We start from the raw sequence: 14845 nt of genomic DNA on the forward strand, positions 1-14845 counted from the left end.
CCGGCCGGGGGGATCCGGCCGGTGCGGCGTTTCGGGTGTCCGGCGGCACGCGTACGGTGAACCTCCGATGTCAGCCGCGTTTCTAGATTGTTATCCGCAACAACAAACTCCCCCCTTCATAGGTCTTCCAAAGCAGGCCGTCCCGGAATACGTTGCCGCAAACAACATTCATCCGGGCCCTCCGGAAGAAAGGACCCTGCACTATGCGCAAGGGGATCCTCAGCCTGACCGCCGCGGCCGCCGTTCTAGCCCTCGGTCTCACCGCCTGCGGGGGCAACAGCGGTCCGACCTCGTCCACGTCTTCCGCGCAGAGCACGCAGAGCTCGCAGAAGGCCGGCAAGATCGGCGTCATCCTGCCCGACAGCAAGTCCTCGGCCCGCTGGGAGACGGCGGATCGCAAGTACCTGGAAGAGGCGTTCAAGGCCGCCGGAGTGGCCTACGACATCCAGAACGCCCAGAACGACAAGACGGCCTTCCAGACCATCGCCGACCAGATGATCACCAACGGCGCCACCGTGCTGATGATCGTCAACCTCGACAGCGGCACTGGCAAGACGGTCATCGACAAGGCCAAGTCCCAGGGCGTGGCGACCATCGACTACGACCGGCTGACGCTGGGTGGCGGCGCCGCCTACTACGTGAGCTTCGACAACACCAAGGTCGGCACCCTGCAGGGCGAGGGCCTGGTCAAGTGCCTGACCGACAAGAAGGCCAGCAAGCCGATCATCGCCGAGCTCAACGGCTCGCCGACCGACAACAACGCCACCCTCTTCAAGGCCGGGTACGACGGCGTCCTCAAGCCCAAGTACGACTCGGGCGACTACGTCAAGGGCCCCGACCAGTCCGTGCCCGACTGGGACAACGCCCAGGCCGGCACCATCTTCGAGCAGATGCTGACCAGCGCGCCGAAGATCGCCGGTGTGCTGGCCGCCAACGACGGTCTCGGAAACGCCGCCATCACGGTGCTGAAGAAGAACAACCTCAACGGCAAGGTCCCGGTGACCGGCCAGGACGCCACGGTCCAGGGTCTGCAGAACATCCTGGTCGGCGACCAGTGCATGACCGTCTACAAGGCCGTCAAGAAGGAGGCCGACGCGGCGGCCAAGCTCGCGGTCGCGCTGGCCAAGGGTGAGAAGCCCGCGGCGAGCGGCAGCGTCAAGGACCCGCAGAGCAACCAGGACGTGCCGTCCGAGCTGCTCGACCCGCAGCCGATCTACCTCGACAACGTCAAGGACGTCGTGGCGGACGGCTACGTGACCAAGGAGGAGCTGTGCACCGGCGACTTCGCCGCCAAGTGCACCTCGGCCGGCATCCAGTAGGAAAGTAAGAAAGCAGAACCGGGTACGGCCGCGACCTACAGAGGGCGGCCGTACCCCTCCCCAAGGGAGCCTCATGACCCCCCTGCTCGAAGTGCGCGGGATAGACAAGAGCTTCGGCCCGGTCCAGGTCCTGCATGACGTCACCTTCGCCGCCAACCCCGGCGAGGTGACGGCCCTGGTCGGCGACAACGGCGCGGGCAAGTCGACGCTGGTCAAGTGCATCGGCGGCATCTACCCGATCGACGGGGGCGACATCGTCTTCGACGGCCGCCCCGTCCAGGTGCACGGCCCGCGTGACGCCGGTGAGCTGGGCATCGAGATCGTGTACCAGGATCTCGCGCTCTGCGACAACCTCGACATCGTCCAGAACATGTTCCTCGGCAGGGAACGCCGCAGCGGGCTCGTGCTCGACGAGGCGTCGATGGAGGAACTGGCCACGCAGACGCTCGACGGGCTGTCCGTCCGTACGGTGAAGTCCATCAGGCAGCAGGTGTCCAGCCTGTCCGGCGGTCAGCGCCAGACGGTGGCCATCGCCAAGGCCGTCCTGTGGAACAGCAAGGTCGTCATCCTCGACGAGCCGACGGCGGCCCTCGGCGTCGCCCAGACCGCGCAGGTGCTGGAGCTGGTCCGCCGGCTCGCCGACACCGGCCTGGCCGTCGTCCTCATCTCGCACAACCTGAACGACGTCTTCGCCGTCTCCGACCAGATCGCGGCGCTCTACCTCGGCAGGATGGCCGCGCAGGTCAGGACCGCCGACGTGACGCACGCGCAGGTCGTCGAACTGATCACATCCGGCCGGAGCGGAGACCTGGGGATCGCGCAATGAACAAGGTCAAGGAACTCCCCGGCGAGGCGATCGTCACCGCGAAGCAGTCGCCGTCGATCGGGCACAGCGTCACCGCCTACATCGAGCGGGTACGCGGCGGCGACATGGGCGCGCTGCCGGCCGTACTCGGCCTGCTCGTGCTCTGCACCGTCTTCGCCATCGCACGTCCCGCCTTCCTCACGGCGATCAACGTCGCGAACCTGTTCACCCAGGGCGCCGCGGTCACGGTGATCGCGATGGGCCTGGTGTTCGTGCTGCTGCTCGGCGAGATCGACCTGTCGGCCGGGTTCGCCAGCGGCGTGTGCGCGGCGGTGCTCGCGGTCACGCTCACCAACATGGGCCTGCCCTGGTACGTCTGCGTGGGAGCGGCCATCCTCACCGGCATGGTCATCGGCACCGTGCTCGGCACGCTGGTCGCCAAGGTGGGCATACCGTCGTTCGTGGTCACGCTGGCCGCCTTCCTCGCCTTCCAGGGCCTGGTCCTGGTGCTGGTCGACGAGGGGACGAACATCTCGATCCGGGATCCCGTCATCGTCGCCGTCGCCAACAAGAACCTGCCGGTCTGGCTCGGCTGGGCGCTCTTCGTGGCCTGCGTGGCGGGCTACGCCGCCCTCCAGCTCATCAGGGCCGGCCGGCGCGCGAAGCGCGGGCTGGTGGCCGACCCGTTCTCGCTGATCGCCGCCCGCGTGGGCGCGCTGGCGATCATCGGGGGCGTGGTCGTCTACGTGCTCAACCTCGAGCGCTCCCGCAACCCGGCCATCAGCTCGCTCATGGGCGTGCCGATCGTGGTGCCGGTGATCCTCGTGCTGCTGGTCGTGTGGACGTTCGTGCTCCGCCGTACCGCGTTCGGCCGGCACATCTACGCGGTCGGCGGGAACGCGGAGGCGTCCCGCAGAGCCGGCATCGGCGTCGACCGGATCAGGATCAGCGCGTTCGTGATCTGCTCGGCGATGGCCGCCGTCGGCGGCATCGTCGCCGCCTCCCGGGCCAGCTCGGTCGACCCGAACACCGGCGGCAGCTCCGTGCTGCTGTACGCGGTCGGCGCCGCGGTCATCGGCGGCACCAGCCTGTTCGGCGGGAAGGGGCGCGTCCTCGACGCGATCCTCGGCGGCGCCGTGGTCGCGGTGATCGAGAACGGCATGGGCCTGATGGGGTACGGTGCGAGTGTGAAATACCTGGTCACGGGGTTCGTTCTGCTCCTGGCCGCGGGTGTCGACGCTCTGGCGCGCAAGCGGGCGGCAGCCGCTGGTCTAAGGTGATCAGCGACTCTCACCCCTTTAAGGAAGCCCAGACGATGCGTGCCGGTCCCTCCCAGGAGGACATCAGGCGTCACAACCTCGGCGCCCTGTTGCGGCACGTCCATCTGGGCGGGCCGACCTCACGCGCCGAGCTGACGTCGAAGATGGGCCTCAACCGCAGCACGATCATGGCGCTCACCTCCGATCTCACCGCGGCCGGGCTGGTGCGCGAGGAGCTGCCGCGCGAGACCGGCCGCGCGGGCCGTCCCTCGCTCGTGGTGCGTCCCGAGTCGGCGCGGGTCTACGTGTTCGCCTTCGACGTGGGCCCGGACCGGCTGGCCGTCGCGCGCGTCGGGCTGGGCGGGGTGATCCTCGACCGCAGGGAGGCCGTACGCCTGCGCGGCCCGTTCGAGCTGGAGGAGCTGACCGGGATCCTGGCCGGCTTCGCCCGGCAGATGCGGCGTAAGACCAGGGCCGACACGGTCTGCGTCGGCGCGGCCGCGGCGGTCGCCGGCGGGGTGCGCAAGGGCGACGGCATGATCAGGTTCGGCCCCAACCTCGGCACGGAGGAGGTGCCGTTCGGCGAGGAGCTGGGCCGCCGGCTGGGCCTGGGCCTGCCGGTCAGCGTGGGCAACGACGCCAACCTGGCCGCGCTGGCCGAGCACAGCCGCGGGGTCGGCGCCGCCGTCAGGGACCTGATCTACCTGCACGGAGACGTCGGCATCGGCGGCGGGATCATCGCGGGCGGTCACCTGCTGGGCGGGCACGACGGCTACGGCGGCGAGGTCGGCCACATGGTCGTCAACCCCGGCGGGCGGGCCTGCGGCTGCGGCTCGCACGGCTGCCTGGAGGCCGAGGTGGGGGAGCGGGCCCTGCTGGAGACCGCCGGCCGGCTGGCCGGCGAGCAGCACGGCAGGGACGCGGTGCGCGCCGTGGTCGACGCCGCCGACCGGGGCGACATCGTGGCCCAGGAGGCGCTCAAGAAGGTCGGCGACTGGCTCGGCCTGGGCGTCGCCAACCTGGTCAACATCTTCAACCCGGAGATGGTCATCTTCGGCGGGATGCTGCGGGAGATCTATCTCGGCTCGGCCGCTCAGGTGCGTACCAGGCTGACGCTGCACGCGATGGCGCCGCAGCGGGAGAAGCTGCGGCTGCGCACCTCGGCCCTGGCCGACGACGCGACGCTCGTGGGCGCGGCCGAACTGGCCTTCGCCCACGTGCTCGCGGACCCGCTGGAAGTGCTGGCCAGGGCCAACGCCTAGGAGACCCGGCTCTTCGGCGCGGTCCAGGTGTTGCAGTACCGGGCCGATCCGCCGCTGTAGCCGCGGTCCTGCCAGTAGGCGAGGTTGGCCGGCTTGCCGTGGACCTTGCTCTCCCCGGCCCTGCTCACGGCGTCGGTCCACTCGTCCCAGGTGATGCCCGGGTCGATGGAGTCGAGCGTGGAGCTGTAGAAGACGCCGGCGAAGCATTCGGCCTGCATCTCCAGTCGGTGGCTGAGTATCGTGCGCGCGCCGCCTCCGGCTCGCCAGTAGAGCCGGTTCTGCTCGTCCAGCATGCCGCTGAGCTGCTGCACGTGGTGGCCCCACTCGTGGGCGACGGAGTGCGCGATGTTCATCCGGAAGGGATCCTGCAGGTCCCGCTTCATGATCCGGATGGCGATCGTCCGCTGCGCCGGGCAGTACTGGGCGCCGTTGCTGGTGATCTTGCCGCAGACCGAGCCGCTGCCGGTCGTGATGGCGATCTTCGGCGGGCTGTAACGCAGCCCGGCGGCCTTGAACCTGGTGGCCCAGAAGGTGTTGGCGCACCTGGCCATCGCGCGGTGGAAGGTCGTGAGTGAGGCGGCGCTGCCCTTGCGGATCGCGGGGATCGCGCATGACTGCGGCGACGGGGTGCCGGACCGATAGATCTTGTTCTTGGCCAGTACGGCGGGCGGCGCGGTCTGCGTGACCTGCGGGGCCGTGGTCTCCGCGTTGGCCGTGCCAGATATGGCCAAACCCACGACCATGCCGACAGATGCGGCGATAAGGGGTATACGCACGATCGCGGATACTAGACCACTAGGTAGGGCCCTGTTCGCGAGTCCTGTGCTTTGTCCGGAAAGCGCAATGCGGCCGCGCCGTAGGGCGCGGCCGCATCAGAGCGGGGAGGACTAGGCGACGGTACGCGCCGGCGCGGCCCAGGTGTTGCAGGAGCCGGGGGACGCCGAGCCGTAGCCGCGGTTCATCCAGTACGCCTGCGACGGGCCACGGCCGTGGTCGTTCTGCGGCCAGCCCTTGGCGCCGTTCTTGCGGAACCAGTTGACGGTGTAGTCCCACTCACCCGAGTCGACGGGCAGCGTGTTCTCGACCGTGCGCATGAAGGCCGAGGAGAAGCACTCCGCCTGCAGCTCCGAGCGGCGCGAGAGCGCGAGCTGGCCGGACCTGCCAGTGGCGTTCCTGGCGGCCCAGTAGTAGTTCCAGATGCCCGACATGTTCTGCACGTGGTGGCCGTACTCGTGGGCCATCAGCCGGGTGATGCCCAGCGCGAACGGCTGGCGCAGCTGAGTCTTGGTGATCAGCATGTACATCGTGCGGTCGGTCGAGCAGTAGATGCCGTCGGCACCCGCGCTCCACGGGCCGCAAGGCGTGCGGACCTTCTTGGTGATGATGCGCAGCCGCGGCTTGCTGAAGGAGAGGCCGGCCTTGCGGAACTGGGAGGCCCAGGAGCGGTTCAGGCAGTTCGTCACGGTCGAGAGGAAGCGCTTGTAAGCCGTCGTGCTGCCCTTGGGCAAGTTGCCGGGCGAACAGTTGGAGCTGGCGAGCCGTCCCGTCCGGTACAGCGGGCTGGCCGTCGCGGCAGCCTTGCCACGAGGGGGCGCCGCCTGCTGGGCGGCTTGCTGGACGACCTGCTGACCTGCGGAGACGGGCTTGACATCGGCTGTCGCCGTTCCCGCGCCGGCCAGCGCGATAACCGCGCCTGTGGCCACAAGGGACGACAGCTTCTTCATGGGGAGAGTGTTCATAGTGAGGGAAAGACTAGGTCAAGATCGGACATATGTGGGTGGATTTGACTCTATGGAGCGCGATGGAGTCAGCAAGGCAGGCACGAACTAGACTCGATCGGGTTGGCGCACAGGAGCAGAGGGGATCGCATCCGTGAGCGGGTTGCTGGGCTCGGTAAAGGGACCACACGACGTCAAACGCCTGGATGCAGAGGAGCTGCCGCAGCTAGCGGCGGAGATCCGTGACCTGCTCGTCGACTGCTGCGCCCGGTTCGGCGGCCATCTCGGCCCCAACCTCGGTGTGGTGGAGCTCACCATCGCGCTGCACCGCGTCTTCGACTCGCCGGGCGACCCGATCGTCTGGGACACCGGCCATCAGGCGTATGTTCATAAATTGTTGACGGGCCGGGCCGCGGGCTTCGGCGCGCTGAAGCAGGAGGGCGGCCTGTCCGGCTACCCGAGCCAGGCCGAGTCCGAGCACGATTTCGTCGAGAACTCCCACGCCTCCACCGCGCTGTCCTACGCCGACGGCCTGGCCAAGGCGTTCAAGCTGCGCGGCGAGCACGACCGCACGGCCATCGCGGTGATCGGCGACGGCGCGCTGACCGGCGGCATGGCCTGGGAGGCGCTCAACAACATCGCGGCGGGCAAGGACCTGCGGCTGGTCATCGTCGTCAACGACAACGGCCGCTCCTACTCGCCGACGATCGGCGGCCTGGCCTCCCACCTGTCCTCGCTGCGGGTCAACCGCCGCTATGAGGACATGCTCGAATACGTCAAAGACAAGATCGGGAACGTTCCCGTCCTCTACGACGCGCTCCACGGCATCAAGAAGGGCGTCAAGGACGTCCTGGCCCCGCAGGTCATGTTCGAGGACCTCGGCCTGAAATACGTCGGGCCCATCGACGGCCACGACGAGCAGGCCATGGAGGCGGCGCTGCGCAAGGCCCGCGACTTCCGCGGCCCGGTCATCGTGCACGCCCTCACCCAGAAGGGCCGCGGCTACTCACCGGCGGAAAACCACGACGAGGACCAGTTCCACTCGCCCGGCGCCTTCGACCGGGCCACCGGCGCGGAGAAGCCCAAGGGCCGCATCTGGACCAACGTGTTCAGCGAGGAGCTGGTCAGGCTCGGCAAGGACCGCGAGGACCTGGTCGCCATCACCGCCGCGATGCTCCACCCGACCGGCCTGGCCGCCTTCGCCGAGGCCTACCCCGAGCGCATCTACGACGTCGGCATCGCCGAGCAGCACGCCCTGACCAGCGCGGCCGGGCTGGCGCTCGGCGGCATGCACCCGGTCGTCGCCGTCTACGCGACCTTCCTCAACCGGGCCTTCGACCAGCTGCTCATGGACGTGGCCCTGCACCGGCTGCCCGTCACCGTGGTGCTCGACCGGGCCGGCGTCACCGGCGACGACGGCGCCAGCCACAACGGCATGTGGGACCTGTCGATCCTTCAGGTCGTCCCCGGCCTGAAGATCGCCGTGCCACGTGACGGCGAGCGGCTGACCGAGCTGCTCGGCGAGGCCGTGGAGGTCTCCGACGGCCCGACCGTGCTGCGCTTCCCCAAGGGTCCGGTCGCCGAGCCGATCGAGGCCGTCGGCAAGCTGGGCACGATGGACGTGCTGCGCGCGGGCGAGCCCGACGTGCTGCTGGTGGGCGTCGGCCCGATGACGCGGATCTGCATGGACGCCGCCCTCCTGCTCGACGCGCAGGGCATCTCGGCGACCGTGGTCGACCCGCGCTGGGTCAAGCCGCTCGACGAGGCGCTGGTGGCCGCCGCGAGCGCCCACAAGCTGGTCGCGGTGGTCGAGGACAACGGCCGCGTGGGCGGCGTCGGCGACGCGGTGTCGCGCCTGCTGCGCGACGCCGACGTGGATGTGCCCGTACGCGGCTACGGCATTCCGCAGCGCTTCCTCGACCATGCCAAGCGGGCCGCGATCCTCGGCCAGATCGGGCTGACCGGCCAGGATCTGGCTCGCGAGATCACCGAGGCGATCGCCAAGCGGAGCAGCCCCATCGAGAGCCAGTCCGCGCCACACTGACCGAGAGCCGGTCCGCCGCGCTGACCGAGAGCCGGTCCGTACCGCGCTGACCGAGTGCCGGTCCGTACCGCGCCGATCGCCCTGGTCACCGCCCGGACAGGCATGATCACCCAGAGGTGTGGGAAGACGCTGGGTGTGGACATCTTTCGCACCAAGAGCGTCGAGCAGTCGATCCTCGACACCGAAGCCCCCGAGCATCGGCTGCGAAAGCGACTGACCGCCGTCGACCTCACCGTCTTCGGCATCGGCGTCATCGTCGGCACCGGCATCTTCGTCCTCACCGGCCGCGTGGCCAAGGAGACGGCCGGTCCGGCGGTGGCGCTCTCCTTCGTCGTGGCCGCCGTCGTCTGCGGTCTGGCGGCGCTGTGCTACGCGGAGTTCGCCTCGTCGATCCCCGTGGCCGGGTCCGCCTACACCTTCTCGCTGGCCACGCTGGGCGAGTTCCCGGCCTGGGTCATCGGCTGGGACCTGATGCTGGAGATGGCGCTGGCCGGGGCGGTGGTGGCGGTCGGCTGGTCGGGCTACTTCGCCTCGCTGATGTCCTCGCTGGGCCTCGAGCTGCCCGCGTGGATGGCGGGGGAGAGCCCCGTGGTCAACCTGCCCGCGATGGTCATCGTGCTGATCCTCACCGGCGTCCTGACCGCCGGGATCAAGCTGTCGTCGCGGGTCAACCTGGTCATCGTCACCATCAAGGTGGCGGTGATCCTGCTCGTCATCGTGGCCGGGCTGTTCTTCATCAACGCGGCCAACTACTCGCCGTTCATCCCGCCGCCGGTGTCCACGCCGGGGGTCGAGGGGCTGAAGGCGCCGCTGATCCAGGTGCTGTTCGGCATCACGCCCGTCGCCTTCGGCGTGATCGGCATCTTCTCGGCCGCCGCGGTCGTGTTCTTCGCCTTCATCGGCTTCGACATCGTCGCCACCGCCGCCGAGGAGACCATCAAGCCGCAGCGCGACCTGCCGCGCGGCATCATCGGCTCCCTGGCCATCTGCACCGTCCTGTACGTGGCGGTGTCGCTGGTCGTGGTCGGCATGCAGCGTTACGACAAGCTGAGCGAGAAGGCGCCGCTCGCCGACGCCTTCACCGCGGTCGGGCAGTCCTGGGCGGCCACGCTGATCAGCATCGGCGCGATCGCCGGCCTGACCACCGTGGTGATGATCCTCATGCTCGGGCAGAGCCGGGTGCTGTTCGCCATGTGCCGCGACGGGCTGCTGCCGCGCGCGCTGGCGAAGGTGCACCCCAGGTTCGGTACGCCGGCCCGGCTGACGATCATCATCGGGCTGGTCACCACGGTGCTGTCCGGGTTCATCTCGCTCGGCGCCCTGGCCGAGCTGGTGAACATCGGCACGCTCTTCGCGTTCGTGGTGGTCTCGGCCGGGGTGATCGTGCTGCGTCGTACGCAGCCGGACCTGCCCCGGGCCTTCCGTACGCCGATGGTGCCGCTGCTGCCGATCCTGTCGGTGCTGGCCTGTCTCTACCTGATGCTCAACCTGCCGGTCGAGACGTGGCTGCGGTTCGTGGTGTGGCTGATCATCGGTGCCGTGCTCTACTTCGCCTACGGCTACCGCCACAGCCGGGTCCAGGTGCCCGGCCCGAAGGGGTAGGCGCCCGGGGCGCCCACCCCTCGGCGGTCAGGCGGCCGGCGGTCTGATGGTGAAGACCGCCCCGCCCGCCGCCTTCATCCGGCAGGAGTTGGAGAAGACGTAAGTCCATCGCAGCGACGTCCCGCGCCACTTGCCCACCACCACGACGGTGTGCGGCTGGTACTCGTCGGTACACACCGGATTGGGCACCACGTTCAGCTTGCTCGGGTCGCCCTTGACCTTCCGCAGCAGGTCGCAGGCCGCGGCGGGGGTGGGGTGGCTGCCGCCGTCGGGGTCACAGGTGAGGGTGGCCCCCTTCGGCAGGTCGTCCACCACGATCACGATCTTCAGGGTCGACTTGCGAGTCGCTTCGGCGAGTGCGGGGGTCGCCGTCGCCAGCGCGGCTGCGCACAACGCGATCGTGCCGACTGCTCTCATCATGGATCTTCTCCGTTCGTAGCGCGGCGAACACGCTACGTGACGGATCGCCAAATCTTGGGAGGCCCGCCGGACGGGCCTCCCAAGATCCGGTCAAGCGGGCCCGTCTCAGGCGGGCACGGAGGCGGTGCCGGGCGGGAGGAATCGCGGCTGGGCCAGACCCGACCTGTCCAGGTACGGGGTGATCCCGCCAAGATGGAACGGCCAGCCCGCGCCGAGGATCATGCACAGGTCGATGTCCTGCGCCGCCGCGACCACGCCTTCGTCCAGCATGATCCGGATCTCCTCGGCCAGGGCCCGCAGCACGCGCAGCCGTACCTCGGCGGCGGTGGACGGCGCCGAGCCGCCCGCGAACAGCGCCACCGCCTCGGGGTCGAGCGAGAAGTCGGGCAGATAGACGCCCGGCTTACCGGAGGCGACCAGCTTGGCCATGTTCGCCGAGACGCCGAAACGCTCGGAGAAGGCCGCGTGCAGCGTCTCGGCCACGTGCAGGCCGACGGCCGGCCCCACGAGCTGGAGCAGCGCGAACGGCGTCATCGGCAGCCCGAGGTCGTCGAGCGAGTGCTCGGCGACCTCCAGCGGCGTGCCCTCGTCGACCGCGGCGATCACCTCGCCCATGAAGCGGGTGAGCAGCCGGTTCACCACGAACGCCGGAGCGTCCTTCACCAGCACCGACGACTTCTTCAGCGTCCGGCCCACGGCGAAGGCGGTGGCCAGCGTCGCGTCGTCGGTCGCGGGCGCCTTGACGATCTCCAGCAGCGGCATCACCGCGACCGGGTTGAAGAAGTGGAAGCCGACCAGCCGCTCCGGACGCTCCAGCGCGGCGCCCATCTCGGCCAGCGACAGCGAGGAGGTGTTGGTCGCGAGCACGCAGTCGGCCGAGACCACCGCCTCCACCTCCGCGAACACCTGCCGCTTGACCGACATCTCCTCGAAGACCGCCTCGATGACGAAGTCGGCGTCGGCGAAGGCGTCCTTGGTCAGGGAGCCGGTCACCAGCCCCTTGAGCCGGTTGGCCTGGTCGGCCGAGACGCGGCCCTTGGCGAGCAGCTTGTCGACCTCGGCGTGCACGTGGCCCACGCCCTTGCCGAGCCGGCTCTCGTCGAGGTCGGTCAGCACGACCGGCACCTCCAGGCGGCGGGCGAACAGCAGTGCCATCTGCGAGGCCATCAGTCCCGCGCCGACCACGCCGACCTTGGTCACCTTGCGGGCCAGCGCGGGGTCGGGGGCGCCCGCCGGGCGCTTGGCCCGCCGCTGCACCAGGTCGAAGGCGTAGAGCCCGGCGCGCAGCTCGTCACCCATCAGCAGGTCGGTCAGCGCCTCGTCCTCGGCGGCGAAGCCCTCGTCGCGCGAGGCCGTACGGGCCAGGGAGACCAGGTCGAGCGCCCGGTAGGGCGCGGGGGAGGCGCCGCGCAGCTTCATGTCGACCAGGAAACGCGCGTCGGCGACCGCCTTGTCCCAGTCATCGTCGGCGTGCGAGTCGCGCGGCACGACGGTGTCGCCGGTGAGCACCCGGGCGGCCCAGCGCAGCGACTCCTCCAGGAAGTCGGCCGGCTCGAACATCGCGTCGGCGACGCCCAGCTCGAACGCCTGGGCGCCCTTGAGCATCCGGTTCTGCGACAGCGGGTTCTCGATGATCAGCTTGATCGCGCGGGCCGGGCCGATCAGGTGCGGCAGCAGCTGCGTACCGCCCCAGCCCGGCACCAGCCCGAGGAAGCACTCGGGCAGCGCGATGGCCGGGACGCCCGAGGAGATCGTCCGGTAGGTGCAGTGGAGGGCCACCTCCAGGCCGCCGCCCATCGCCGCGCCGTTGACGAACGCGAACGACGGGATCGGCAGCTCGCCCAAACGGCGGAACACGTGGTGCCCCAGCGCGCCGATGGCCCGCGCCTCCTCGCGCGCGGCCATGGTCGCCGCGCCCTTGAGGTCGGCGCCGACCGCGAAGATGAACGGCTTGCCCGTCACGCCCACGGCGGCCAGGTCGGTGCGGGCGGCGATCTCGGACAGCGCGCCGTTCAGCGCGAACAGCCCGCGCGGGCCGAAGGTGTTGGGCTTGGTGTGGTCGAAGCCGTTGTCGAGGGTGATGAGCGCCATCGTGCCGGCCCCGCCGGGCAGCTCGACGTCGCGAACCAGGGCCTTGGTGACGACTTCGCCGGTGTCGCGCTCGGTCAGCAGCGAGCGCCAGGTGTCGAGGTTGCTCATGCCAGGTTCTCCCAGATCACGGTGCCGCCCATGCCCATGCCGACGCACATGGTGGTGATGCCGTAGCGCACGTCGGGGCGCTCGCCGAACTGCCGCGCGAGCTGCGTCATCAGCCGCACGCCCGAGGAGGCCAGCGGGTGGCCGAAGGCGATCGCGCCGCCGTAGGGGTTGACCCGCGGGTCGTCGTCGGCGATGCCGAAGTGCTCCAGGAAGGCCAGCACCTGTACGGCGAAAGCCTCGTTGATCTCGAACAGCCCGATATCGGAAATATCGAGATTTGCCAGGCGGAGTGCCCGCTCGGTGGACGGGATCGGGCCCACGCCCATCACCTCGGGGTCCACCCCGGCGAAGGCGTAGGAGACCAGCCGCATCTTCGGCGCCAGGCCCAGCTCGGCGGCCGTCTCGGCGGCGGCCACGACGCAGCCGGTGGCGCCGTCGTTGATGCCCGAGGAGTTGCCCGCCGTGACGTTGCCGTGGGCGCGGAAGGGCGTCTTGAGCGCGCCCAGCCCGTCCAGCGTGGTGCCGGGGCGCGGCGCCTCGTCCTCGACCGCCAGGCCCCAGCCCCGCTCGGCCGTCCTGATCGCCGTGGGGACCAGATCGGGCTGGATGCGGCCGTCGGCGTACGCCTTGGCCACCTTCTCCTGCGACAGCACCGCGTAGGCGTCGGCGCGGTCCTTGGTGATCGTCGGGAAGCGGTCGTGCAGGTTCTCGGCCGTCATGCCCATGACCAGGGCGCTCGGGTCGACCAGGCGCTCGGACAGGAACCTCGGGTTCGGGTCGACGCCCTCGCCCATCGGGTGGCGGCCCATGTGCTCGACGCCGCCCGCGATCGCCACGTCGTACGCGCCGAAGGCGATGCCGCCCGCGACCGTGGTCACCGCGGTCATCGCGCCCGCGCACATGCGGTCGATCGCGTAGCCCGGCACGGTCTTGGGCAGCCCGGCCAGCACCGCCGCCGAGCGGCCGATGGTCAGGCCCTGGTCGCCGATCTGGGTGGTCGCGGCGATCGCGACCTCGTCCACGCGCTCCGGCGGCAGCCCCGGGTTGCGCCGGATCAGCTCGCGGATGACGCGGACGACCAGGTCGTCCGCGCGGGTCTCCGCGTACATGCCCTTGGGCCCCGACCGGCCGAAAGGTGTGCGTACGCCGTCGACGAACACGACGTCACGAGAGGAAGGCACGGATTCGCTCCTCGTTGCTCGGCAGTTACCGCGCCTATGCTACTCGTCAGTAACCACGCCGCAGACGAGGACGGCCGCCAGCAACGCGCAGAGGGTCACGGTCGACGGCTCCCACAGATGGGCGCGGGCCCCGACCAGGGCCGCGACCGCCACGGCCGCGCCGGCGTGGAGCACCGGCCCCCGTCGCCGGCGCGTGCGCCGGTCGGGATCCCACGGATCGCCAGGTGATCCGCCCGGCCGGCCGGCACACGCCGGCTTGCCCCCTGCCCCCCGTGCCCACCAGATCAGGAAGCACACCCCCGCCGCCGAACCCGCCAGCGCCAGCGCCTCGGTGACCTGGCTCATCGCGTCGGCGAAGCCGTACAGGCCCGACTCGCGGAACGGGCGCGGCAGCGTACAGCCGAGCAGCAGCGTCACCGCCCACCCGCAGCCGACGGAGAGCCTGCTGAGCGTCCGCAGCGGTGTCCTGGGCGGGCTCGCGTACAACTCGCGCTCGCGAGTGCGCACGGCCCGCACGCGCGCGCCCCAGATGGTCTGCGTGAGCGCCAGCGCGGGCAGCGCGGCGAGGAAGAGCGTGAGCGCGAGTACGGCCGGCGGCAGGCTCGCCGGGGTCCGTTCGGCGAGCGATTGGGAGAAGGCGATCAGCGCGAGCGAGCCGGAGAGCGTGACGATCGCGGTCCGGCGCGCGGCGCGCGCCCGCGCGCGCAATCCGGTCAGCGCCAGGGCGCCGGGAGGGGGTTCAGCCTCGGTCATGCGGGTCATGATGTCGTCACCGCGTGTGATTGCGCCCTGAATTCCGGTCTTTTGGATGGAGCCCTCGATTGGACCGAAATTCAAGTCCTGACCGAGATCAGCGCCGTCATGCGCGGCCTTTTCCGACTTTAGGTGGACCGCGTCCCGTTACCGTGCGTATAGGTCTGGAGCAGGTGCGTGGTCATGTGCAGGCAACCCTCAGACATACCCCTACGGGGGGTCCACTGAAACGGAAGATGACAGTTGTGACTCCAGCTTATTTATGAGCATCTTGTGAAATTTC

General features: G+C 69.9%; 12 protein-coding genes. 6 read left to right on the top strand and 6 right to left on the bottom strand.

Annotated features, from left to right (window positions below; translation table 11 throughout):
• Positions 1-203 precede the first annotated feature (203 nt).
• The 4 genes from AB0B61_RS42680 to AB0B61_RS42695 all read left to right on the top strand — a co-directional run bounded on the left by AB0B61_RS42680 (position 204) and on the right by AB0B61_RS42695 (position 4645).
• On the top strand, positions 204-1319 hold the full coding sequence (locus AB0B61_RS42680; protein WP_358445038.1) for a substrate-binding domain-containing protein: 1116 nt from the start codon (positions 204-206) through the stop codon (positions 1317-1319).
• A gap of 73 nt (positions 1320-1392) precedes the next feature.
• Positions 1393-2145, top strand: coding sequence for an ATP-binding cassette domain-containing protein (locus AB0B61_RS42685; RefSeq protein WP_358445040.1), 753 nt, complete (start codon positions 1393-1395; stop codon positions 2143-2145).
• The gene (locus AB0B61_RS42690; protein ID WP_358445042.1) at positions 2142-3404 is read left to right on the top strand and encodes an ABC transporter permease; all 1263 of its coding nucleotides are present in this window, start codon (positions 2142-2144) and stop codon (positions 3402-3404) included. The genes AB0B61_RS42685 and AB0B61_RS42690 overlap by 4 nt, the downstream gene beginning before the upstream one ends.
• A 35-nt stretch (positions 3405-3439) precedes the next feature.
• Positions 3440-4645, top strand: a complete 1206-nt coding sequence (locus tag AB0B61_RS42695) for an ROK family transcriptional regulator (protein ID WP_358445045.1) — start codon at positions 3440-3442, stop codon at positions 4643-4645.
• On the opposite strand, the gene AB0B61_RS42700 is transcribed toward AB0B61_RS42695, so the two are convergent.
• The gene (locus tag AB0B61_RS42700) at positions 4642-5421 is read right to left on the bottom strand and encodes a neutral zinc metallopeptidase (RefSeq protein WP_358445047.1); all 780 of its coding nucleotides are present in this window, start codon (positions 5419-5421) and stop codon (positions 4642-4644) included. The two genes, AB0B61_RS42695 and AB0B61_RS42700, sit on opposite strands and share 4 nt — an antisense overlap.
• Positions 5422-5532: 111 nt before the next feature.
• On the bottom strand, positions 5533-6369 hold the full coding sequence (locus AB0B61_RS42705) for a neutral zinc metallopeptidase (protein ID WP_358445050.1): 837 nt from the start codon (positions 6367-6369) through the stop codon (positions 5533-5535).
• A 157-nt stretch (positions 6370-6526) separates the two neighbouring features.
• Between AB0B61_RS42705 and dxs the strand changes: the two genes are divergently transcribed.
• Together dxs and AB0B61_RS42715 are read left to right on the top strand one after the other, a co-directional pair.
• Complete coding sequence (gene dxs, locus AB0B61_RS42710) at positions 6527-8407, top strand: 1-deoxy-D-xylulose-5-phosphate synthase (RefSeq protein ID WP_358445352.1); 1881 nt, start codon at positions 6527-6529, stop codon at positions 8405-8407.
• Between the two features lie 135 nt (positions 8408-8542).
• A complete protein-coding gene (locus AB0B61_RS42715) occupies positions 8543-10009 on the top strand; it encodes an amino acid permease (RefSeq protein ID WP_358445355.1) in 1467 nt (488 codons plus the stop codon).
• 27 nt (positions 10010-10036) lie between these two features.
• Here AB0B61_RS42715 and AB0B61_RS42720 read toward each other — a convergent pair whose 3' ends face one another.
• The 4 genes from AB0B61_RS42720 to AB0B61_RS42735 form a co-directional block, all read right to left on the bottom strand.
• Positions 10037-10429, bottom strand: a complete 393-nt coding sequence (locus AB0B61_RS42720; RefSeq protein WP_358445053.1) for an SSI family serine proteinase inhibitor — start codon at positions 10427-10429, stop codon at positions 10037-10039.
• Between the two features lie 105 nt (positions 10430-10534).
• Positions 10535-12628 (bottom strand): 3-hydroxyacyl-CoA dehydrogenase NAD-binding domain-containing protein, encoded by a 2094-nt coding sequence (locus tag AB0B61_RS42725; protein ID WP_358445055.1) that lies wholly within the window; start codon positions 12626-12628, stop codon positions 10535-10537.
• Positions 12625-13809, bottom strand: coding sequence for a thiolase family protein (locus tag AB0B61_RS42730; protein WP_357940958.1), 1185 nt, complete (start codon positions 13807-13809; stop codon positions 12625-12627). Before AB0B61_RS42730 ends, AB0B61_RS42725 begins: the two co-directional genes overlap by 4 nt.
• A gap of 39 nt (positions 13810-13848) precedes the next feature.
• The gene (locus AB0B61_RS42735; protein WP_358445058.1) at positions 13849-14562 is read right to left on the bottom strand and encodes a hypothetical protein; all 714 of its coding nucleotides are present in this window, start codon (positions 14560-14562) and stop codon (positions 13849-13851) included.
• Between the last annotated feature and the right edge of the window lie 283 nt (positions 14563-14845).

Source organism: Nonomuraea sp. NPDC049158, assembly GCF_040648335.1.
GTDB lineage: Bacteria > Actinomycetota > Actinomycetes > Streptosporangiales > Streptosporangiaceae > Nonomuraea.